Origin of the sequence: Dehalogenimonas sp. THU2 (assembly GCF_039749495.1) — a bacterium.
Taxonomy (GTDB): domain Bacteria; phylum Chloroflexota; class Dehalococcoidia; order Dehalococcoidales; family Dehalococcoidaceae; genus Dehalogenimonas.
On the sequence record NZ_JBDLLU010000002.1, the window covers coordinates 77,970 to 97,923 of the forward strand.

Here is a 19,954-nt window from a genome sequence, read left to right on the forward strand (position 1 = left end):
TACGACAATTGATTCAATTGTTTTCCTTATTAAATGGTTTGGAATGACTCGGAGACACGGTATCGGTGCTTGGATATGGGAGATAGAGAACATATGATAAGCCCGTCGTAGTGCTATTGTCAATGGGATTTTGGCGGGTTTTCAAAATATTTATGCGATATCATTCGGTATTATGGTGGCGCCGTAAATCCCTCTTAATCTCCCTTTACGAAAGGGAGAGACGCGAATTGAAACCAGAATCGTTTTCTCCCGCGGAGAACGACGAGAATTATACGAGGGAGATTGCAGGTCAGGTTGGAGTCAAGCACAGCACGCGATGTGATGGAACGTCTAGATCGTTTCACCAGAGGGATCCCCGATTTCATCGGGGCAAAGACGATGACGGGAGGGTAGAACCGGTTAATAACGTCGCCAGAACGACGGGACGAAAATGACCATAAGAGTGAATATCTCCAGGCGGCCGGCCAGCATCAGGACGATGAGCACCATCTTACCCGGGTCCGGGATCCAGGCGAAACTCTCATAAGGACCGACCCCACCCAGACCGGGACCGATATTACTGATAGTAGTGACGACGGCAGAAAGCGCCGTTTCGATGTCCAGTCCCAGCGCGCTCATGATGAGAAACCCGCCCCACATAACGGCAAAATAAATCACGGTTAAGCTGATGATTCGGGAAACGGTCTTTTCAGCGAGCACGGTGTCGCCGACCTTGAGGGGGATAACGGCATTGGGATTGAAGGCCAGGATGACCCGGCGGTAGGAGTACTTGAACAGTACCAGGAGACGGATGACTTTGAGACCGCCTGCGGTGGAACCGGCCGAACCACCGATAACCATGAGCATTAATAAGAGCGCGCGGCTAAGAGCGGGCCATTCGTCGAAATTGGCGGTTGAATAACCGGTAGAGGTCATGATTGCGGTTGCCTGGAAAGCGCCTTGCCTCAACGCGTCAGCGAAAGGCATGACGTCGTTCGACACCAGATTGAAGGTGAGGATCAGAGCTGCCGCCCCCATCAAGCCGGCATAGAGCTGGAATTCCGGATTGCGAAACAGCTTACCCGGGCGCCGTTTCATGAAAAGATAATAGAAAAGTGCGAAATTGATTCCGGCGAGGAACATGAAGAAATTGACGACGAACTGTACTGGGATACTCCCGTAGTCTTCGATGCTGAGATTTACCGGTGCGAAACCGCCGGTAGGCATAGTGGTCAGCGATATATTGACGCTGTCCAAAAGCGGAAGGCCGGCCGCCACCAACGCAGCGAAACACAACAGGGTGAAGGCAACGTAGATCATCCACAGGGCTTTGGCGGTGTCCCGGATGCGGGATGTCAGACGCTCGCCTTTTTCCCCCGACATCTCGGCCTCAGCCATCTGGGCGGCGCCGATGCCGAGTAAAGGAAACAAGGCGACGAAAAGCATGATGATACCCATACCGCCCAGCCACTGGGTCAGGGAGCGCCAGAGCAGGATGCCTTCCGACTGGCCGGTGATGCTAGTCATCACCGTAGCGCCGGTGGTGGTGAAGCCGCTCATCGTCTCGAAGAAGGCGTCCAGATAGTTTGGTAGCACCCCGGAAAAATAAAAAGGCAGGGCGCCGAAGGCGGTTGCGGTAAACCAGGCGGCGACCACCAGGACAAAGACTTCCCTTTGAGCGAGTTGTTTTTTACCTTCACGAGTCAGGAAAAACATCAGGCTGCCGCAAAGAATCGTCAGCGCGGCGGCGGCGGCCAGAGCGCCGGCAGCCCTGTCTCCCTGGGTCAGGCTGAAGACAGCCGGCACGGCCATAGCGCCACCAACCAGGGCAGTCAACAAACCAAGAAAATGGACGATGGATATCAGACTCATAACGGCTTTACTTGAAGAGGTTTTCCACGTCCGGGATGGCGGCGAGGGTGGACACGAGGACGACGTGATCCCCCGGCTCGACGGTTCCCTCATCCGGAGGCACCACGGCGCGGCCGTTGCGGATGAAGGCAGCGATGATGGCGTCGGCAGGCAGCGATATCTCTGCCATAGTCTTACCGGCGAATTGAGCGCCGGGGGCGACGACGAATTCGATCGCCTCAAGCGTGGATTGTTCCAGCACCGCAGCGGCGATGGCTCCACCGCGTAGCACATAATGGGCGATCTTGCGGGCGGTGATAATGGCGGGTGAACCAGCCACGTCGATGCCGGCGGCCTCCGCGAGGGGAATGTAGTCCGGCTTGTTGATAACGGTCAGCGTACGGCCGACACCGAGATTTTTAGCCAGCAGGCTGGCCAGGATGTTGAGTTCGTCGTTTTCCGTAGCGGCTACCACAGCGTCAGCGTTTTCGATGCCCTGCTGCACCAGAAACTCCCGCTCGGTAGGTTCGCCTTGAATGACAGACACGTGCTCCAACTTGGCGGCGATCTCCTCCGCCCGTTCCTGGTCGCGTTCGATGATCTTGACCCGGACGCCCTGACGCTCCAGACCCTCGGCAACCAGGAAACCGATGCGGCCACCGCCGATAATAGCTACATTGCGGGCAGGACGCTTGGGAGTGGCAAACAGCCGACCCATACGTTCCAATTGGGAGCCGGTGGCGGCCACGTAGACGGAATCACCCTCATGAAGGACCTCGTCCGGATGAGCGATAACACCGCCTTCGGCGTGTCCGATGGCGACGATATGAAAAGGAATACCCGGAGTGATCTCCGAGAGTTTTTTGTCAAACAGGCTGTCATCTTCCACCTTGAACTCCCGGATCTGCACAGCACCGTCGCCGAACTGTTCCGCAGGGGTGGAATAGAAACCGGCCAAGATGGATAAGATCTCCGCGGCCATCTCCCCTTCCGGGTTGATGAATATATCAATACCCAGGCTCTTAGGGCGGACGATGCGGCGTGTGCCGCCCGGGCTCTTGGCCGGCAACTGGAAATAACCGGTGTAATCAGGATTCCGGATACGGGCGGCGGTGCGCGCCGCGCCCATCTCCTTGGCGATGAAGCAGATGACCATGTTGGTTTCATCGGAGTCGGTAACGGCCAGCACCAGGTCGGCGCGATGAGCCTCGACCTCCCGAAGGATACGGGGCGTGGCGGCGTTGCCTCTAATGGCGCGGACGTCAAGATGGCGACGAATATCTTCAATACACGCCGCGGACTCTTCGATGACTACGACATCATGGTTTTCCACCGAGAGTAATGAAGCGATGTTGGAGCCGACGACACCGCCGCCGGCGATGATGATATACACCTAGCGGGTCCTCGTCGTTCTCCCAGGATTAAAAAAGGACGCCAAAGCGTTCAGGAAACCGGAAACCTTGCCGCGAGGTCGACGGGAGACCCGGATGACACGGTCGCCGGGACGAGTAATGATGGGGTTGCGGGGCTGCGGACTGGGTAATTCTGCTTTCATGACCCTCTCAAGCGATTTACCAAGCAATGCTGGTCCAACTGAAGGCGCATTTTAGGGCTAAACCTTGCCGATGTCAACCCAAGGCCCCGTTGGGGAAATTCGAAGCACGAATATCGAAATCCGAAACAAATTAATCCAATTTCAAAAGTTTGCGATTTTCAGGCTTTGAACATTCGAGTCTTTGGATTTGAACATTGTTTAGATATTAGATATTTGTGATTAGAAATTAGTGCTCAGGGTTTTCGTAGGGATGGGGAGTCAGGGGGCAGGCGCCCGGTTCCAGGGAGCATAACAGGCCGCCGGGGGCGCAGGACTGGCATTCCATTTGAAGCGTTGTGTGGGTGATGCTGTAGCGCTCCGCCAGCATCTTCTCCACCGCGGCCCGGACCTTGGCCGTTTCCGAGGTCAGCCGGTCGGCGATGACGATGTGGCTGGACAGGGCGTGAAGCTGCGGCGTCAGGCTCCAGACGTGCAGATCATGCAACTCTTCGACGCCGGGAACAGACTTGAGCGCCTCCGCCAGTTCATCCAGCCGGATATGTGCCGGGGTGGCCTCTAAAAGCACCGCCAGCGCCTCCGAGAGAATGCCCCAGGCGGACACAGCGATGATGACGGCGATGAGGGCGCTGACCACGGCATCGGCGGCGCTCAGACCGGTGAACATGATGATCAGCGCGCCGATGATGACGCCGACCGAGGCCAGGGCGTCGCCCAGGACATGCCAGAAGGCGCTCTTGACGTTCAGGCTCTCTTTCTGGGCTTCACGCAGCCAGAAGGCGACCACCAGATTGGCGGTCAGGCCGATAAAGGCTACCGCCAGCATGACCGGGCTGTTCACTTCTGGCGGCGATTGAAGCCGCTGTACCGCTTCGTAAATGATGAAACCGGCGATGCCGAAGATGAGCAAGGCGTTGACTGCCGCCACCACTACGCCCAGTCGGTGATAACCGAAGGTCATCTTGTGGGAGGCCGGTCGCTGAGCCTGCCGCAGCGCGTAGGCCGATAACGACAAAGCCACGATGTCGGCGAAGACGTGACCGGCGTCGGATAACAGGGCGAGGCTGTTGGAGATCAGGCCGCCGGCTACTTCGGCGACGAAGATCACGCTGGAGATGATGATGCCCAGCTTGAGCCGGCCACCGGCGGTTGGATGGGCGTGTTGGTGCTGATGCATGTTGACGCTCGCTCAATATCGCGGCCGGTTGTTTTTTTGACTCCGCCATATTATCATAACAACAATTTCTGATTTGTCTAATCGGTAACCTGGAGGCACCCGTGGTCAAGCTATCGTTCATGCCCCGTGAGGAAAAATTCTTCGATCTGATCGAAGCCGGCGCGGCTAACGCCGTGCGCACCGCCGAAGCGCTCAAGGATCTGGTCGACGACTGGCGCGACGTGCCGGAAAAAGTGATGAAGATAGCCGATCTGGAACATGCCGGTGACTCGGTTACACACCAGATCATCGCCATGCTTCACCGCAGCTTCGTAACGCCGTTCGATCGGGAGGATATCGCTCTCCTGGCGCATTCCCTGGATGACGTGACCGATTTCATCCATTCGGCGGCGGATTACATGGTTCTTTATAAGGTAGGCCTCCCGGGGCCGCGCGTCCGCGTGCTGGCCGATATCATCGTGGCGGCGACCAAGGAAATGGCCATCGCGGCACCCAAGTTGCGCAAAACAGCCACCATGAAAAAAGTCCTGGAAAACTGTATCGAGATCAACCGGCTGGAAAACCTTGCCGACCAGGAATACCGGGCGGCTTTAGTTGAATTGTTCGAAGAGCATGAGATGGCCGATGTCATCAAATGGCGCGAGATCTATGAAGCGATGGAAAGCGCCACCGACCGCTGCGAGGACGTGGCCAATGTCTTCGAGGGGGTAGCTCTCAAGAATGCCTGATGCCGCTTTAGGCGTTCTTATCCTGATTGTGGCGCTGGCCATCGGCCTCGGTTTCGTCAACGGCATGAACGACGCCGCCAACGCTATCGCCACCACTATCGGCAGCCGGGTACTGTCGCCAAGAGCGGCTATCATCATGGCGGCTTTTGCCAACCTGGCCGGCGCGGCCACCGGCACCGCGGTAGCCGCTACCATCGGCAAAGGCATCCTGCACCCGGAGTTCATCAGTTTCAGCGTCATCATCGCCGCTCTGATGGCTGTCGTCATCTGGGGCGGGTTAGCCACCTATTTCGGCCTGCCCATCAGCCTGACTCATGGCCTGGTTTCCGGTTTGGCCTTCGCGGGGTTGGCGGCAGGCGGTTTCGACGCGGTCAACCTGGCGGTAATGGGAAGAATCATCTCCGCGGTAGTGACGGCACCGATGCTAGGCTTCGTCGGGGGTTTTATTTTGATGCTGGGGGTTTACTGGCTCTTCAAAGACAGCCTGCCGGCGCGCCTGCGTGCGATCTTTTCCAATGGACAGATTCTTTCCGCCGCTTTCATGGCCTATACCCACGGCAAGAATGACGGCCAGATGCCCATAGGCGTCATCACCATGGCACTGGTTATCTACAGCGGAAACGCCGGGTTATGGGAAGGCATTCCGTGGTGGGTCATCATCGTCTCGGCGGCAGCCATCAGCTCCGGCACGGCTATCGGCGGCTGGCGGGTGATGAAGACGCTGGGTTTCCGGGTGACCAATCTGAAACCGGCACAGGGTTTTGTAGCCCAGACGTCGGCGGCCAGCGTTATCGAACTGGCTTCCAATCTGGGTATTCCGGTCAGTACTACCCACTCCATGAGCGCCGCCATCATGGGCGTCGGGGCTACCAGGCGCTTCTCCGCGGTACGCTGGAGCGTGGCGGGTAACATCCTGACCGCATGGCTGGTGACCTTCCCCATCTGTGGCGCAATAGCTTACGCGGTGGCTTCTATATTGAAGCTGTTTTAGGAAAGCTGTCAGCCATCAGCTGTCAGCTTTCAGTTTTCAGACGATTATCTGTCGCGGGATGGTCGTGGCAAAGCAATTGCAGATTACGGATCGCGATTTGGAGCGAGGAGGGCGACCGGCAGTCGCCCTAGCGGTGGTCGCGTAGGAATTGGCTAAAGGATGACGTGCCTGGGGTGGACCCGTGCTTTTTCAGCGGTGATGACGGCAGAAATCTCAGCGACCGCCTGATCGATTTTATCCTCATTGTTGACCACGAAATAGTCGAACATCCCCAGTTGCGCCAGTTCCAGGGGCGCCGTATCCAAGCGTCTCTTAAGGGTTTCCGGTGACTCAGTGAGCCGCCGTGACAGACGCCGGGTCAGCTCTTCCAATGACGGCGGGAGGAGGAATACGAAAACCGCGTCCGGGGCAATCTTTTTAATGCTAGCGGCGCCCTGCACGTCCACTTTCACCACCACATCCCGCCCCTGTTTCAAGGACTCGCGCACCGGTGCCTTAGGTACGCCGTAGAAATTACCGTACACTTCCGCCCATTCCAATAACTCATCCTGATCAAGAAGCTTTTTAAATTCTTCACGGCTGGAAAAGTGATAATCCAAACCATCCTGCTCGCCGGGACGCTGAGCGCGAGTGGTCACGGTAGTAACATATTGCAGAGGCAGCCGGTTTTCCTTCATCCGGGCCAGTACAGCGTCCTTGCCGACACCGGACGGGCCGGACAAGACCACCAGAACAGGAGAGGGTGCCGGCGGCCTAAAGTTCAAGCGGTACCTCGGCGACATCGGTCTTGGCGGCGCCGCGGCCGATGGTGACGCGGCCGGTGATGGTTTCCGGCGCCAGAGCGGCCAGGACCACGTGTCCCGAGTCGATAAAGATGACCGCCTTGGTTTTGCGGCCGTTAGTCATATCGATGAGAGTGCCCTTGTTGCGGCTTTCCTGGATGATGCGCTTGATCGGCGCCGACCCGGGTGGCGCGATAGCGATCATGCGGTTCATGGCCAGGATGTTGCTGAAACCTATGTGGACGAGTTCAATAGCCATATCAAAGCCTCTCAGATGCGATGCGGAAAGAGTCTGAATATTCTAGCTTGAAACCGGGCCGATAGCAACCGCACCTCGTTCGAAATCAGCCCGAACCGATGAGTCACCCGGCGGGTGAACCATTAACAACTTGTTCTGTCGTCGATTTTTTATATCCAGCGAAGTGCGTTTGCAGCGTTCTCATTTCAGGTTTCGCCGGGTATATGAAATGGCCCGCCGCAGTGATAAGATGAAGAGGAGACTTTTTAAGGAGGTTTTTATGTCAACCGAGAAATTCACCATTGCCGGAGATAAGGTGCTGACCAAGATCAAGGAGATCATCCGCGAGGGCAACATCCGACGGGTCCGCCTAGTGCACGAAGGCCGACCGATAATCGATATCCCTCTTTCTGTCGGGGCTCCAGCGGCCGCAGTGGGCATACTGGCGGCGCCGCTGCTAGCGGCGGTAGGCGCTTTCGCCGCTCTGGTCACCGAATGTACAATTGAAGTAGAGAAGATGGATGAGGCACCACCGGCATAGCCGGAAGAATCTTTTACCCAAACACGGGTTATATAAATAACCAAGTCTTGATTTTCTCAACCCTCGGTGCTAACATGATTTCATTGGAGTAAAAGATTGCGCCTGCAACAATACGATCCTCCGAAGCCGGTCTCTTACCTGAATCTGATCGACATCGTTCTTCACGAATACGACGGTTTGCGTCGTCCGGAAGACATTCTGAAGACGGTGGGCGCTAACCGTTTGACAGATGTCACCCACACCCCGGAGATAGAAGGCGAGGCAACGGTGCGTCTGTACGACGGCGGCGATCAGCGTATCTATCAATTCAAGGAGTCCGCCTCCCGCGGTGGTACCATCGATGTCCTTTTCAATCACGGCCGGCTGGAGAACTTCCGCGCCAGGCTATTTTTTTCCGGTGTATGGGGTAAGGCCGGGGCGGTCGTATACTCCAGCCTGCGCTACTCCAGATTGATGACCGGCGTGGTGGGACGGGGTAATATCCGGTTCGATGCCGCGACACGGCAGTTTTTCTGCCATTACGGCAACCTGGTTATCGCCTACACCCATGAATTAGATATGGGACTACCATCCATCTCCACCTCCATCCTGGCCCGCGAGGGATGCTATCAGGGTATTTTATCCACGGCGAACGACTCGATGCATCTTTCACCAGTCTAAAAGCACTTTTTCTCGGTATTATTCCTCCATCGAGAGGGACAAAGCCGAGTTCATTCCTGATGTAACAGTGACACCACTGCTCTTTTCCCCGCCTTTTTCTGATATAATTCGCTCATGAGTAAACCCCGTTTAGTCCTTTTCGATGCCAGCGCCCTGGTGCACCGCGCTTACCACGCTTTCAAGTACAGCCGCCAGCTAACCGTGAGCAAGACCGGCGAGGTGACCAGCGCCGTTTTCGGATTTACCAATATCCTCTTGAAAGTGCTTTCCGACCTCAAACCGGATTGCTACGCTATCGCGTTCGACCGCAAGGGGCCGACCTTTCGCCACGAACTTTCGACAGCCTACAAAGCCCACCGCCCGGAGACGCCGGCGGAGCTTATCGCTCAGATGGGCCGGGTCAGGCAACTGGTGGATGCCTTCGACATGCCGGTCTTCGAGCAGCAGGGTTATGAAGCCGACGACCTCCTGGGCACCCTGGCGCGGCGGGCCGAGGCGGCGGGGGCGGATGTGATCATCGTCACCGGCGACGCCGACGCCATGCAACTCGTGAATGACGCGGTCAAGGTGTTGTACCCCAAACCCGGCGGCACCTTTTCCGACACCATGCTCTTCGATGCGGCAACGGTGATGGTCAAATTCGGCGTGCCGCCGCACCGAGTGGCCGATTACAAGGCGCTGGTCGGTGACGCTTCCGATAATATAGCCGGCGTTCCTGGCATCGGCCAGAAAACGGCGGTGAAGCTGCTCACCGAATTCGACGGCATCGACGCCATTTACGAGAATATCGAACTCATCCGGCCGGAAAAACTTAGAGAACTGCTGCGTCGCGAAGAAGCGGCGGCGCGGCAGAGCCTGACGCTGGCGACCATCGTCACCGACCTGCCGATCGCCTTCATCCTCGAAGAATGCCGGATCAGCCGCTTCGAACGCGATAAGGTTATCCCTTTGCTGCAGGAACTCGAATTCACCTCGCTGATCAACCGGTTGCCGAGGATCGGGACAGTTGAAACCGCCACCCCGGGCGGGCGACCCAATGGGTCGCCCCTACAGGTGACGCCCGTACCACAGCCGCCGGCGATCGAATGCCGCTATACGCTTGTCGATACGATGGAGAAGCTAGCCGAATTGGCGAAGCGACTATCGCGCGTCGAGAAACTGGCGTTGGACACCGAAACGACCGGCCTGAACACGCTGACGGCGGAGATCGTCGGATTATCTCTATCCCCGGCGGCGGGGGAGGGTTACTACCTGCCGGTGGGACATGTCGGGGTCGAAGGGGCGCAATTGGAGCTTTCGGAGGTGGTCAAGGCGCTCGCCGGTGTCATGGCCGACCGGAAGATCGTCAAGATCGCCCACAACGCCAAATTCGATCTCCAGATATTGCAAAACGCCGGTTTCACGGTGAACGGACTCGATTTCGACACCATGCTGGCGGCACACCTGCTAGGGGAAAAATCGCTCTCGCTCAAGGGACTGGCTTTCAGCCGCCTGGGGGTGGAGATGACTCCCATAACCGCGCTCATCGGCGAGGGTAAGAATCAGAAATGCATTTCCGTATGCCAGCTCACAGAGACAGCGGAATATGCCTGCGCCGATGCCGACATGACCTTCCGTCTGGCTGAACTCCTGGCACCGGAACTGGACCGGGAGAACCAGCGAAAACTGTTCGCTGAAGTGGAAATGCCTCTCGTCCCGGTAATCATGGACATGGAGCGCACCGGCATCGCCATCGATTCGGAGATGCTGGGGCGGATGTCGGAACGCCTGGCCGTGCAATTGAACGCTCTCGAACAGGATATCCATGAACAGGCCGGTCACCCCTTCAACATCGCCTCGCCCAAACAACTGGGAGACGTCCTTTTCGGTGAATTGCATCTCCCCGCCGGGCGCAAGACACAGACCGGCTACTGTACCGACGCGGCGGTACTGGAAGAACTCAAGGACCAGCACACCATCGTCCGCCTCATCTTGGAATACCGCACGTTAGCCAAACTGAAATCGACCTACGTGGATACCTTGCCGCAGATGGTCGACGCCTGCGACGGGCGGCTGCACACCAGCTTCAACCAGGCGCGCACCGCCACGGGCCGCCTGTCATCCAGCGATCCCAACCTGCAGAACATCCCGGTGCGCGGCGAACTGGGGCGGGAGATACGCAGGGCCTTCGTGGCTCCGCCCGGTTATGTATTGCTGGCCGCCGACTATTCCCAGATCGACCTGCGGGCGCTGGCGCACCTGGCCGGCGATGCCGACCTCATTACCGCTTTCAAGAATAACGAGGATATCCACACCGCGACCGCCATAAGGTTGTACAACATACCGAAGGAAGAGGTCACTCCGGAGATGCGGCGCTTCGCCAAGACGGTCAACTTCGGCGTCATCTACGGTATGAGCGGTTACGGTCTGGAACAGGCGACCGAGATGACGCGGGAAGAATCTTCCAAATTCATCGCCACTTACTTCGAACGCTACCCCGGCATCAAAAGCTACCTGGAAGCCACCAAGGAGCAGGCGCGCTCGCGCGGCTACGTGGAGACCATATTGGGCCGCCGCCGCTATATTCCCGACATCAACGCCTCCAACCGCCAGGTGCGGGAGGCGGCCGAGCGGATGGCCATCAACATGCCGGTGCAGGGAACCTCGGCGGATATCATCAAGGTGGCGATGCTGCATGTCCGCCGGGAGATGATCGAACGCAAATTGAAGAGCCGCCTCCTCCTGCAGGTGCACGACGAACTTATCTTCGAAGTGCCGCAAAACGAGCTGATGTTCATGTCCGAGCTGGCCTCACGGCTGATGTCCGGGGCGGTGAAACTGGCCGTACCCCTTAAAGTTGATCTTAAATACGGCGTCAACTGGGGAGAGATGGAATAACCTTGCGCCCCTTCCCGGCAGCCGTTTATATTCTGGCGTTGTTTATTTTCACTCTGCTGGCGATCAATGCCGGCTTCGGAGCTCAACGCCTGGACCGGGTCCTGCTCGATGTTTTTCGGGGACTGCAGTCCGCACCGCTCGATGTACCGATGCGGGCGGTCGAATTCATCGGCGACACCTGGCCGTCCATCATCCTCCCGGGCATGGCCGCGGTCTGGTTCTGGGTAAAAGGCTACCGGCGCGAAGCGCTGTGGCTGGTAACCGCCCTGGCGACAGTAGCGCTGGCTGGCGCCGTCGTAAAAGGTGTGGTCGACCGCACCCGGCCGGACGGCGGGTATTTCAGTTTCACATCGGGGCATACCGGGTATTTTACCGTCTTCTGCGGGTTTTTATTCTTCCGGTTGAAATCGATCGTTTCCGACCAGAGATGGTTTACTGCCTGGCGATGGGGGCTCGTGATGCCGGCGGTGTTGACTGGTGTTTCACGGCTATACTTCGGCGTTCACTGGCCGACGGATGTGCTGGGCGGGTTTCTTCTGGGCGTTATCGTCCTGGTTCCGGTATTGTGGCGGCTTGATTACGATGACGGGACTGCGACATAATCAGTTCGGTATACGAACGCGAAACTGGCGATGATCGGGGCGGGCAGGTCTTAGAGGGCCCCTACACGAGACTGGGTGGGATTTTCGTCGTAAATGAAAAATAATTGATTTGGAAATTGAGGTAAACACATGCCCGAATTACCTGAAGTTGAGACGGTAACCAATGAGATACGGCCTTACGTCCTGGGCCGCCGTATCGCAGATGTCGCGGTCAACTGGCCGGGGACGGTGAAAGGGCATGTCGTCGATGAGTTTGTCGCTGGACTGAGAGGGCAAACGGTTACCGGAGTCTTCCGCAGGGGTAAGTTCGTCGTCTGGCAACTATCGAACGGAAAACGGTTGCTGACACATCTCAAGATGACCGGTTCTCTCATCGCGGCCGCGGCCGGCGGTGAACCGCCGCCTTATTATCGCGTTGAAATCACCCTGGACGACGGTGGGAAGGTGTTCTTTCGTGATCCGCGGAAGTTCGGCCGGATGAAGCTGATCGACGGTGATGGGGTTTTGGACGAGCTCGGACCAGAACCGCTCGAGCCGGAGTTTACCCCTCAGGTATTCGAAGCGATCCTAAAAAAACGCAAGAGTCCCATTAAGCCGACGCTCCTCGACCAGACGCTGATCGCCGGCATCGGCAACATGTACGCCGATGAAGCTTTATTCGAGGCAAAGATCCACCCGCTACGGCCGGCGGACAGCCTGACCCCCGGAGAATATCGCGAACTGCATGCCGCCATACAGCACATACTGAAAGCCGCCATCGAGAGCAAAGGCGCCAGCATCGCCAACTATATCCGCCCCGGCGGCGAACTGGGGCATGCGCATTTCGCTTTCAAAGTCGCACACAAGCGCGGGGAGAATTGCCCCAGATGCGGGACTCCGTTACAACGGATTGTTGTGCGGGGGAGGGGAACCTATCTGTGCCCGAAATGCCAGACCGCCAGCCCCGGAAATTCGAGACACGAAATCCGAAATACAAAACAAATTCAAAATTCCAATGGTTAAAGCCCGAGAGTGTTTCGGTGACTCATTTTTCGGTAATTCGGATCCATTTCGAGCTTCGATATTCGGATTTCGGATTTATCGATCATGACCGATTGGGTGATTATCGCGGTGATAGGAACAGTTGCCGTGGCGGGGGTGAACATCATCGACTCCCACCTCATCGGCCGGCGGATGCCATCGCTACGGGCTTTTCTGGTGCCGGTGAGCGCTGTCGTTTTGATCTTCGCGCTGGCAACCATGGTGCTGTTCCCGCTGCCGGAGAATATCGGGATGGGTCCATTGCTGGCGGCGGTGGGCGCGGGAATCATCCGGGCGGTGTCCGTGGGCCTGCTGCTCAATATCTTCCGCACCGAGGAAGTTTCCTGGGCCATACCGGTCTATCACACTTATCCGGTGTTCGTGGCTTTGATGGCGGTGCCTCTATTAGGCGAGACGCTGGCCTGGCTGCATTGGCTGGCGATAGCCGTCATCGTCGGCGGCACAGTGGTGCTTTCGGCTCAGCGGGGGGCCGGCGGGGGTATTAAATGGCGGGGACGTCCGATCATGTTGCTGGTCACGGCAGCCCTACTGAGTGCTACCGCGGATGTATTGAGCAAGTATGCGCTAGGCGAGATCAGCTTCTGGAACATGTACTGGATAGGCTCGCTTTGCCTGGTGACTATGTATTTCGCTTTTTCGCTCCGGCCGGCGGTGATCCGGCAACTCCTGGCGCTACCCCAACGCGGCCGCACCGCGGTGCTGATAATGCTTAATGAAGCGCTGGCGATGGCAGGCATCCTGCTGGTGTTCAACGCAATGGCCTCCGGACCGGTATCGCTGGTCTCGGCCATTACGGGCAGCCGGCCGATTTTCGTCTTTTTCCTGGCTCTATTGATGAACCGATTGGTCCCCGGATTTTTACTGCGCACCGATACCGGACGAAGAGCGAATATGGTGCGACTGGCGGCCACCATGATGATCGCCTGCGGTATAGCTATAATATACCTTGCGTGATAAAATCCGAAGCATGAAATGCGGAATTCGAAACACGCCCGAATCCTCGAAGATTTCTCATTAGGAATCGATTCGATTTAAATATCCCGTTTAATCCGGAGTATTGGCAAGACCATAAGCACAGAGAGTGAATTGTATGAAGACCATCGGTCTCCTCGGCGGCATGAGCTGGAACTCCACGGCGGACTATTACCGTCTCATCAACGAAGGTGTCGCCCGCAGGTTGGGTGGTCTTCACTCAGCAAAAATCATTCTGCATAGTTTCGATTTTGATGAAATCGAACAGCTACAGAGCGGCGGGCTGTGGGCTGAGGCCGCGGTGAAACTGTCCGAAGCGGCAGGATCCCTGAAAAGCGCCGGCGCCGAATTCCTCGTTATCGCCACCAATACAATGCATAAAGTGGCTGACGAAGTGGAGTCGGCGAGCGGATTACCAATGCTTCATATCGCCGAGTCTGCAGGCGAAAGTGTCAAGAAAATGGGATTAAAGAAGGTTGGCTTACTAGGCACACGTTTTACGATGAGCGAAGGTTTCTATAGCAGCCGACTAACTGAAAAGTTCGGAATCGAGGTACTGGTACCTGATGCGAACGAGCAGCAGATTATCAACAGCATCATCTACGACGAACTCTGCCGCGGCTGTATCCAGGATGCTTCACGCTGGGCCTGCCAGTTGATTATCGAAAACCTGGTCAGCCGAGGCGCAGAAGGTATCGTCCTGGCCTGTACCGAGCTTCCACTGCTTATCAAACAGTCCGATGTGATGGTGCCGGTATTCGACACTTCCCGGTTGCACGTTACGGCGGCGGTGGCGCGGGCGCTGGCTTGACATCATCCGCTGAAAGTCCCAGAATATATTGTTGTCTTTAACGGCAACTCTTTTATTTGGACGCGGGAAGTAGGTGATTCTTTTTGACCGAAGTCAGACCGGAATATAATGAAACTTTCGAGGGGATGCTTAAGCGCTTCAACCGCAAAGTGCAGCTTGACGGCGTCATCCGCGAAGCACGGCGCCGCAGCCGTTTTGAAAAGCCGCTAACCCGCCGCAAACGCAAGGAAACGGCCACCCGCCGTGCCGCCATCAAAGCCGCCCGCAAAGCGGCGGGCAGGACCAGATAACTCTGCAACCTGCCTTTTCGATCAGTAATTGAAGACTCCGCCCAATGGGCGGAGTCTTTTTTAGCTTCTTCAGTTTTACTTTCGGAATCCAATTTTTATACCGATTTCGACAATTGCATCGATACGCCACTAGGTTTCGGAGTTTCGATCCTTGAGCCATTGCCGTTTCTGATTCAGACGCACCGCCTCATCGGTGGTACGATAAGTCGACAAAAAGTCCCGGGCAAAATCATCGTACCGGTCATCGATGACCGCCTGGCGGATCTCTGTCATCAGGCGCCGCATATAGTAAAGGTTGTGCAGTGTCGCCAGCCGGTAAGCCAGCAACTCTTTAGCCCGGAACAGGTGGTGCACATAACCCGCCGAGAAACGAGCGCAGGTATAACAGCCACAACCGGCATCGATCGGGTTCTTATCGCCTTCATACCGGGCGTTGGCGATATCGATACGCCCCTGCCGGGTGAATAACGCGCCGTTCCTGGCCACCCGCGTCGGCAGGGCCGAATCGAACATGTCGATGCCGGCGCCCACCGCCCGGACGATATCCTCCGGCGAGCCGACTCCCATGAGGTAACGCGGCTTGCCGGCCGGCAGGACGGAGGTAGTTTCGGCGGTGATCTCTATGGTCTGATCCTTACTCTCACCGATAGCCAAACCGCCGATGGCATAACCGGGGAAATCCTCCGCCACCAGCCCCTCCGCCGAGCGCCGCCGCAGATCGGCGTGCAAGCCGCCCTGCACGATGGGAAAAAGAGCCTGGTCATCCCGTGTCTTAGCTTTCAGGCATCTCAATGCCCAAGAGTGGGTCCTGGCGACCGCGGCGGCGATGACCTCCCGCGAACCTTCCACCGGCGGACACTCATCCAGCGCCATGATGATATCGGCACCGAACGATTCCTGGTATTTTACCGCCAGCTCCGGGCTGAAGAAATGCTCCGATCCGTCGATATGAGAGCGGAAAGTGACGCCCTCGTCGCTCATTTTGCGTAACGGCGACAACGAGAAAACCTGGTAACCGCCCGAATCGGTCAGCAGCACGCCGTCCCAACCCATGAATTTGTGAAGCCCGCCATAACTCTCGACCACTTTGGTACCCGGTCGCAGGTAGAGATGATAGTTATTGGCCAGGATCAAACCATATCCCATGTCCCTGACCTCATCCGGGGTCAGCGTCTTGATAGTAGCCTGAGAACCCACCGGCATGAAACACGGCGTTTCGACGCTGCCATGGAGGGTGTGCAGGTTACCCGCGCGGGTGGGTCCGGTTTTTACCAGATCAAAAGATATCGCCGTCATATTATCCTCAAAATAAATCCACCAGGTAACGCCTCAGGAGGTAGTGAATAACCGCCAGTAAAACAGCGAAAAGCAGCACGAACAGTATGGTCCCCCAACTCCACCCGGCGATAAAAAGACCGATCGATGTGGCCGCCGCGGGAGGGTGCTCCGTATTGGTCGCGGCCATCAGGAACATAGCCAGGGCAAAAGTTACGGCAAGGCCAAAGGCAGTCACCAGTGTCGAACCTTCAATTAAACCCGTTAATTGTCCGCTGAAGAGCAAATGACAGGCGGTGCCGGAAACCAGCCCAACCGCGTGACCGCCAATGAGTCGCCGCGGACGGGCGGTAATTGAATGTGGCATGGAAAAAACTATAAAGCCACTGGCGCCAAGCGCGGCGACGATGACTACCTGGGTCATCCGTTCCACCAGCAGGAGAACCAGGAAAAAGACCCCTAACCCAAGCAGACTCTGGATGATGTAAGGGCGGGGATTCTTTTTAAAATGGGGGTCGATCAACTCCATGAGCTCAAATCCCCGGAGGCCGGTTCTCATCCAGCCAGTCCTGAAGGATGACCGCCGCGGCGACGGCATCATCCCTCTCTTTGGAATAAAAACCCTTTTTCTTTTTGCGGTTGGCTTTCATGATCTCTTTGGCACCCGCGGTTGAAAATCGTTCGTCCTGGAAAAGGATCGGAGAGTCGGTCAGGGACGCCAGACGCTGGGCGAACTGCTGCACGCGTTCAGCCTGGGTGCCGACGACGCCGGTAAGCATACGCGGCAATCCGACGATCACCTTGCTTGCCCGGTGTTCGTCGATGAGTTTCACCACCGCCTCAGCGTCGGTGATCTCATCCCTGCGCTCCAATATGGTCAGCGGCCGCGCGATGATGCCCATCGGGTCGGAAAGCGAAACACCCACCCACTTATCGCCGACGTCCAGACCGATGACGCGCTCAAGCACGAAATACTACCTGATGAACTCACTGACCGCAGCCAGAGCGGTCTGAAGCTGTTCTTTGTCCCGGCCGCCGCCCTGAGCCAGGTTCGGCTTGCCACCACCGCCGCCCCCGGCGATCTGCGAGAGTCTCTTAATAATGTTACCGGCATGATAGCCCTTATCCACCATATCCGGGGTGACCGCGGCCAGGAATACCGGTTTGTCCGCCCAGACCGAGCCGAGGACGATCACCGCAGAACCGAGTTTTTCACGCAAAACGTCGGTCATATCCCGCAGGGTATCCATGTTGGCTTCGGCAACAGAAGCGACGAGGAGCTTGCCGCCCACAACGTCACGGGCGCTGCCGATTAGGGATAAAGCGTCTTTCTTCGCCAGGTCCCGCTGCAGACCGGTGATGGCACTTTTTTCAGCGTCGATCTCCGCCTGAAGATGCGCGATCTTCTCGTTAAACGACTTGAAATGATCCCGTAGGTAAGCCTCGGCGCCGCGGCCAGTGACCGCCTCGATACGGCGGAGTCCCGCGCCGACGCTGGACTCGCTCACAACCTTGAAAAGGCCGATCTCGCCGGTGGATTTGATGTGGGTGCCACCGCATAGCTCGGCGGAAACCGGTTTGTTAGCGCCGATGGACAGCACCCGCACTTTCTCGCCGTATTTTTCGCCGAAAAGCGCGGTTACGCCCTGTTTGAGCGCGTCCTGGTATCCGGTCTCGGTGGCGGACACCGGATGATTCTCCCGGATGCGCTCGTTGACCAGGTCTTCCACACGAACGATCTCCTCCGGGGAGACGCCTTTAAGATGGGAGAAATCGAATCGCAGCCTGTCAGGGGTGACGATCGATCCCCGCTGCTGCACGTGCTCCCCCAGCACGTCACGCAGGGCTGCCTGCAGCAGATGCGTGGCGGTGTGATTGCGGGCAATGTCATAGCGGCGGGGGCCGTTCACGCGGGACATGGCCTCGTCGCCCATGCGGATGATGCCGCGGCTGACATAGCCCTGGTGTACGGTTACGCCGGGACTCAACGGCATGGCGCTGGTCACGACAAAGGTATTATCGCCGACGGTGATCTCTCCGATATCGCCTACCTGGCCGCCCATCTCGGCGTAGAAGGCCGTTTTATCCAGGATAATGCCGCCCTGTTCGCCTTCACTGAGTGAATCGACCTGATCGTTGTTCTTAATCAAGCCGTCGACGGTGCCATACTGGGACAGGCGGTCATAGCCGGTAAAACAGGTGGCGCCGAAAACATGGCCGCCGTGGCTTTCCTTATCCAGTACGAACTTGGCCCCCGCCCTGGCCTTCTCCCTCTGGCGGGCCATCTCATAGTTGAAGCCCTCGGAATCGACCTCGAAGCCGTGTTGCGCGGCGATCTCCACGGTCAGGTCCAGCGGGAAACCGTAGGTATCGTACAGTTTGAACGCCTGCTCGCCGGTGACCTTGCGCCGCAGCCGGCTCTCATCCCCGGCCATCATGTCCTCCAGGAGTTGCATACCGGTGAACAGGGTCTCGGCAAAGCGGGATTCCTCCCGCGCAACCAGTTCGATGATGAAATCGCGGCGTGACGTAAGTTCGGGGTATACCTTGCCCATGTGCTCGATGACCGCCTCGATGAGGGGCACCATGAACGGCTGTTTCAACCCGATCATGCGCCCGAAGAGCGCCGCCCGGCGCAGCAGCCGCCGCAGCACGTAACCCCGGCCTTCGTTAGATGGGATGACGCCATCGGCGATGAGGAAGGTGATGCCGCGGGAATGCTCGGCGATGATGCGCATCGCCCGGTCGGTCTCCCCGTTCCCCCCGTATTTTTTGCCGGAGACCTCGGCGACCCTGCCGAGCAGGTAGTCGAAGCGATCGGTCTGATAGACGGTGGACTTGCCCTGCATGATGGCGGTGAGGCGTTCCAGCCCCATTCCGGTGTCGATGTTGGGGCGTGGCAGGGGGGTGCGGGCACCGGCGGTGTCCTGGTTGAACTGCATGAACACAAGGTTCCATATCTCGCAGAAGCGGCCGCATTTGCAGGCCGGACCGCAAGCCGGATCATCACAACCGGCTTCCTCACCGAAGTCGTAATGAATCTCGGAACAGGGGCCGCAGGGACCGGAATCACCGGCCGGGCCCCAGAAGTTGTCCTTTTCACCCAGGCGGACGATACGTTCAGCCGGCACACCCTTGTCCAGCCAGAATCGGATAGCCTCGTCGTCGTCCAGGTAGACAGTTACCCACAGGCGCTCTTTGGGTATCTTGAGCCGCTCGGTGACGAACTCCCAGGCAAAATCGATGGCTTCTTTCTTGAAATAATCCCCCACCGAGAAATTGCCCAGCATCTCGAAGAAGGTCAGGTGGGATGAATCCCCGACTGAATCTATATCCGTGGTGCGGAAACACTTCTGAGTGGTGGTCAGGCGAACCGCCGGCGGTTTTTCCCTGCCCAGGAAGTAGGGCTTGAACTGCACCATGCCCGCGGTGGTCAGCAGCAGTGTGGGGTCTCCGTGGGGGATCAGTGAAGCGGAGGGCATGATCTTGTGCCCTTTCTCCGCGAAATATTCGAGAAAAAGCTGGCGTAATTCGTCACCGGTCATGGGCATAATAGTTCAGCACCTGTCGAAGATTGATTTAAGATA

At 57.4% G+C, this 19,954-nt stretch carries 19 protein-coding genes; 10 read left to right on the forward strand and 9 right to left on the reverse strand.

Annotated elements, in window-relative coordinates; all coding sequences use genetic code 11:
* Positions 1–399: 399 nt before the first annotated feature.
* The 3 genes from ABFB09_RS01425 to ABFB09_RS01435 all read right to left on the reverse strand — a co-directional run bounded on the left by ABFB09_RS01425 (position 400) and on the right by ABFB09_RS01435 (position 4,559).
* Positions 400–1,851 carry a TrkH family potassium uptake protein gene (locus ABFB09_RS01425; protein ID WP_346999343.1) on the reverse strand — a complete coding sequence of 484 codons (1,452 nt, stop codon included), beginning with the start codon at positions 1,849–1,851 and terminating at the stop codon, positions 400–402.
* A 7-nt stretch (positions 1,852–1,858) separates the two neighbouring features.
* Positions 1,859–3,223: a Trk system potassium transporter TrkA gene (gene trkA / locus ABFB09_RS01430; RefSeq protein WP_346999344.1), complete on the reverse strand. Its 1,365-nt coding sequence runs from the start codon at positions 3,221–3,223 to the stop codon at positions 1,859–1,861.
* A 388-nt stretch (positions 3,224–3,611) separates the two neighbouring features.
* Positions 3,612–4,559, reverse strand: a complete 948-nt coding sequence (locus ABFB09_RS01435; RefSeq protein ID WP_346999345.1) for a cation diffusion facilitator family transporter — start codon at positions 4,557–4,559, stop codon at positions 3,612–3,614.
* Between the two features lie 101 nt (positions 4,560–4,660).
* Here ABFB09_RS01435 and ABFB09_RS01440 point away from each other — a divergent pair, with 101 nt between their 5' ends.
* Both ABFB09_RS01440 and ABFB09_RS01445 read left to right on the forward strand, forming a co-directional pair.
* The gene (locus ABFB09_RS01440; protein WP_346999347.1) at positions 4,661–5,287 is read left to right on the forward strand and encodes a DUF47 domain-containing protein; all 627 of its coding nucleotides are present in this window, start codon (positions 4,661–4,663) and stop codon (positions 5,285–5,287) included.
* Positions 5,280–6,278, forward strand: a complete 999-nt coding sequence (locus ABFB09_RS01445) for an inorganic phosphate transporter (protein WP_346999348.1) — start codon at positions 5,280–5,282, stop codon at positions 6,276–6,278. The genes ABFB09_RS01440 and ABFB09_RS01445 overlap by 8 nt, the downstream gene beginning before the upstream one ends.
* A gap of 152 nt (positions 6,279–6,430) precedes the next feature.
* On the opposite strand, the gene ABFB09_RS01450 is transcribed toward ABFB09_RS01445, so the two are convergent.
* Entirely contained in the window at positions 6,431–7,042 is a 612-nt protein-coding gene (locus tag ABFB09_RS01450; protein WP_346999349.1) for a guanylate kinase, read from the reverse strand.
* Positions 7,032–7,319, reverse strand: coding sequence for a DUF370 domain-containing protein (locus tag ABFB09_RS01455; protein WP_346999350.1), 288 nt, complete (start codon positions 7,317–7,319; stop codon positions 7,032–7,034). The genes ABFB09_RS01450 and ABFB09_RS01455 overlap by 11 nt, the downstream gene beginning before the upstream one ends.
* 259 nt (positions 7,320–7,578) lie before the next feature.
* Between ABFB09_RS01455 and ABFB09_RS01460 the strand changes: the two genes are divergently transcribed.
* The 8 genes from ABFB09_RS01460 (at position 7,579) to rpsU (ending at position 15,092) form a co-directional block, all read left to right on the forward strand.
* Positions 7,579–7,839: a DUF4342 domain-containing protein gene (locus tag ABFB09_RS01460; RefSeq protein ID WP_346999351.1), complete on the forward strand. Its 261-nt coding sequence runs from the start codon at positions 7,579–7,581 to the stop codon at positions 7,837–7,839.
* Positions 7,840–7,935: 96 nt separating this feature from the next.
* A complete protein-coding gene (locus tag ABFB09_RS01465) occupies positions 7,936–8,499 on the forward strand; it encodes a hypothetical protein (protein ID WP_346999352.1) in 564 nt (187 codons plus the stop codon).
* 114 nt (positions 8,500–8,613) lie between these two features.
* Entirely contained in the window at positions 8,614–11,376 is a 2,763-nt protein-coding gene (polA, locus tag ABFB09_RS01470) for a DNA polymerase I (protein WP_346999353.1), read from the forward strand.
* Positions 11,377–11,378: 2 nt separating this feature from the next.
* A complete protein-coding gene (locus tag ABFB09_RS01475; RefSeq protein WP_346999355.1) occupies positions 11,379–11,978 on the forward strand; it encodes a phosphatase PAP2 family protein in 600 nt (199 codons plus the stop codon).
* A gap of 129 nt (positions 11,979–12,107) precedes the next feature.
* Positions 12,108–12,980, forward strand: coding sequence for a DNA-formamidopyrimidine glycosylase (gene mutM, locus ABFB09_RS01480; protein WP_346999356.1), 873 nt, complete (start codon positions 12,108–12,110; stop codon positions 12,978–12,980).
* 84 nt (positions 12,981–13,064) lie between these two features.
* Positions 13,065–13,973: a DMT family transporter gene (locus tag ABFB09_RS01485; protein WP_346999357.1), complete on the forward strand. Its 909-nt coding sequence runs from the start codon at positions 13,065–13,067 to the stop codon at positions 13,971–13,973.
* A 136-nt stretch (positions 13,974–14,109) separates the two neighbouring features.
* Complete coding sequence (locus ABFB09_RS01490; RefSeq protein WP_346999359.1) at positions 14,110–14,802, forward strand: aspartate/glutamate racemase family protein; 693 nt, start codon at positions 14,110–14,112, stop codon at positions 14,800–14,802.
* Positions 14,803–14,885: 83 nt separating this feature from the next.
* Positions 14,886–15,092: a 30S ribosomal protein S21 gene (gene rpsU / locus ABFB09_RS01495; protein WP_346999360.1), complete on the forward strand. Its 207-nt coding sequence runs from the start codon at positions 14,886–14,888 to the stop codon at positions 15,090–15,092.
* Between the two features lie 129 nt (positions 15,093–15,221).
* Here the strand turns inward: rpsU and tgt are convergent, their stop codons facing one another.
* From tgt to alaS, 4 genes are read right to left on the reverse strand one after another with little or no spacing between them, the layout of a single operon-like run.
* Positions 15,222–16,388 (reverse strand): tRNA guanosine(34) transglycosylase Tgt, encoded by a 1,167-nt coding sequence (gene tgt / locus ABFB09_RS01500; protein WP_346999361.1) that lies wholly within the window; start codon positions 16,386–16,388, stop codon positions 15,222–15,224.
* Between the two features lie 7 nt (positions 16,389–16,395).
* Positions 16,396–16,926, reverse strand: a complete 531-nt coding sequence (locus ABFB09_RS01505; RefSeq protein WP_346999362.1) for an HPP family protein — start codon at positions 16,924–16,926, stop codon at positions 16,396–16,398.
* Positions 16,901–17,335: a Holliday junction resolvase RuvX gene (ruvX, locus tag ABFB09_RS01510; RefSeq protein WP_346999364.1), complete on the reverse strand. Its 435-nt coding sequence runs from the start codon at positions 17,333–17,335 to the stop codon at positions 16,901–16,903. Before ruvX ends, ABFB09_RS01505 begins: the two co-directional genes overlap by 26 nt.
* 6 nt (positions 17,336–17,341) lie before the next feature.
* A complete protein-coding gene (gene alaS / locus ABFB09_RS01515) occupies positions 17,342–19,918 on the reverse strand; it encodes an alanine--tRNA ligase (RefSeq protein WP_346999365.1) in 2,577 nt (858 codons plus the stop codon).
* Positions 19,919–19,954 lie beyond the last annotated feature (36 nt).

Bases quoted from the DNA above. Each gene is read 5' to 3' on its own strand.
- ABFB09_RS01425 (WP_346999343.1), bottom strand. From the start codon at position 1,851: ATGAGTCTGATATCCATCGTCCATTTTCTTGGTTTGTTGACTGCCCTG.
- ABFB09_RS01435 (WP_346999345.1), bottom strand. From the start codon at position 4,559: ATGCATCAGCACCAACACGCCCATCCAACCGCCGGTGGCCGGCTCAAG.
- ABFB09_RS01445 (WP_346999348.1), top strand. From the start codon at position 5,280: ATGCCTGATGCCGCTTTAGGCGTTCTTATCCTGATTGTGGCGCTGGCC.
- ABFB09_RS01455 (WP_346999350.1), bottom strand. From the start codon at position 7,319: ATGGCTATTGAACTCGTCCACATAGGTTTCAGCAACATCCTGGCCATG.
- ABFB09_RS01460 (WP_346999351.1), top strand. From the start codon at position 7,579: ATGTCAACCGAGAAATTCACCATTGCCGGAGATAAGGTGCTGACCAAG.
- polA (WP_346999353.1), top strand. From the start codon at position 8,614: ATGAGTAAACCCCGTTTAGTCCTTTTCGATGCCAGCGCCCTGGTGCAC.
- mutM (WP_346999356.1), top strand. From the start codon at position 12,108: ATGCCCGAATTACCTGAAGTTGAGACGGTAACCAATGAGATACGGCCT.
- ABFB09_RS01485 (WP_346999357.1), top strand. From the start codon at position 13,065: ATGACCGATTGGGTGATTATCGCGGTGATAGGAACAGTTGCCGTGGCG.
- ABFB09_RS01490 (WP_346999359.1), top strand. From the start codon at position 14,110: ATGAAGACCATCGGTCTCCTCGGCGGCATGAGCTGGAACTCCACGGCG.
- tgt (WP_346999361.1), bottom strand. From the start codon at position 16,388: ATGACGGCGATATCTTTTGATCTGGTAAAAACCGGACCCACCCGCGCG.
- ABFB09_RS01505 (WP_346999362.1), bottom strand. From the start codon at position 16,926: ATGAGAACCGGCCTCCGGGGATTTGAGCTCATGGAGTTGATCGACCCC.
- alaS (WP_346999365.1), bottom strand. From the start codon at position 19,918: ATGCCCATGACCGGTGACGAATTACGCCAGCTTTTTCTCGAATATTTC.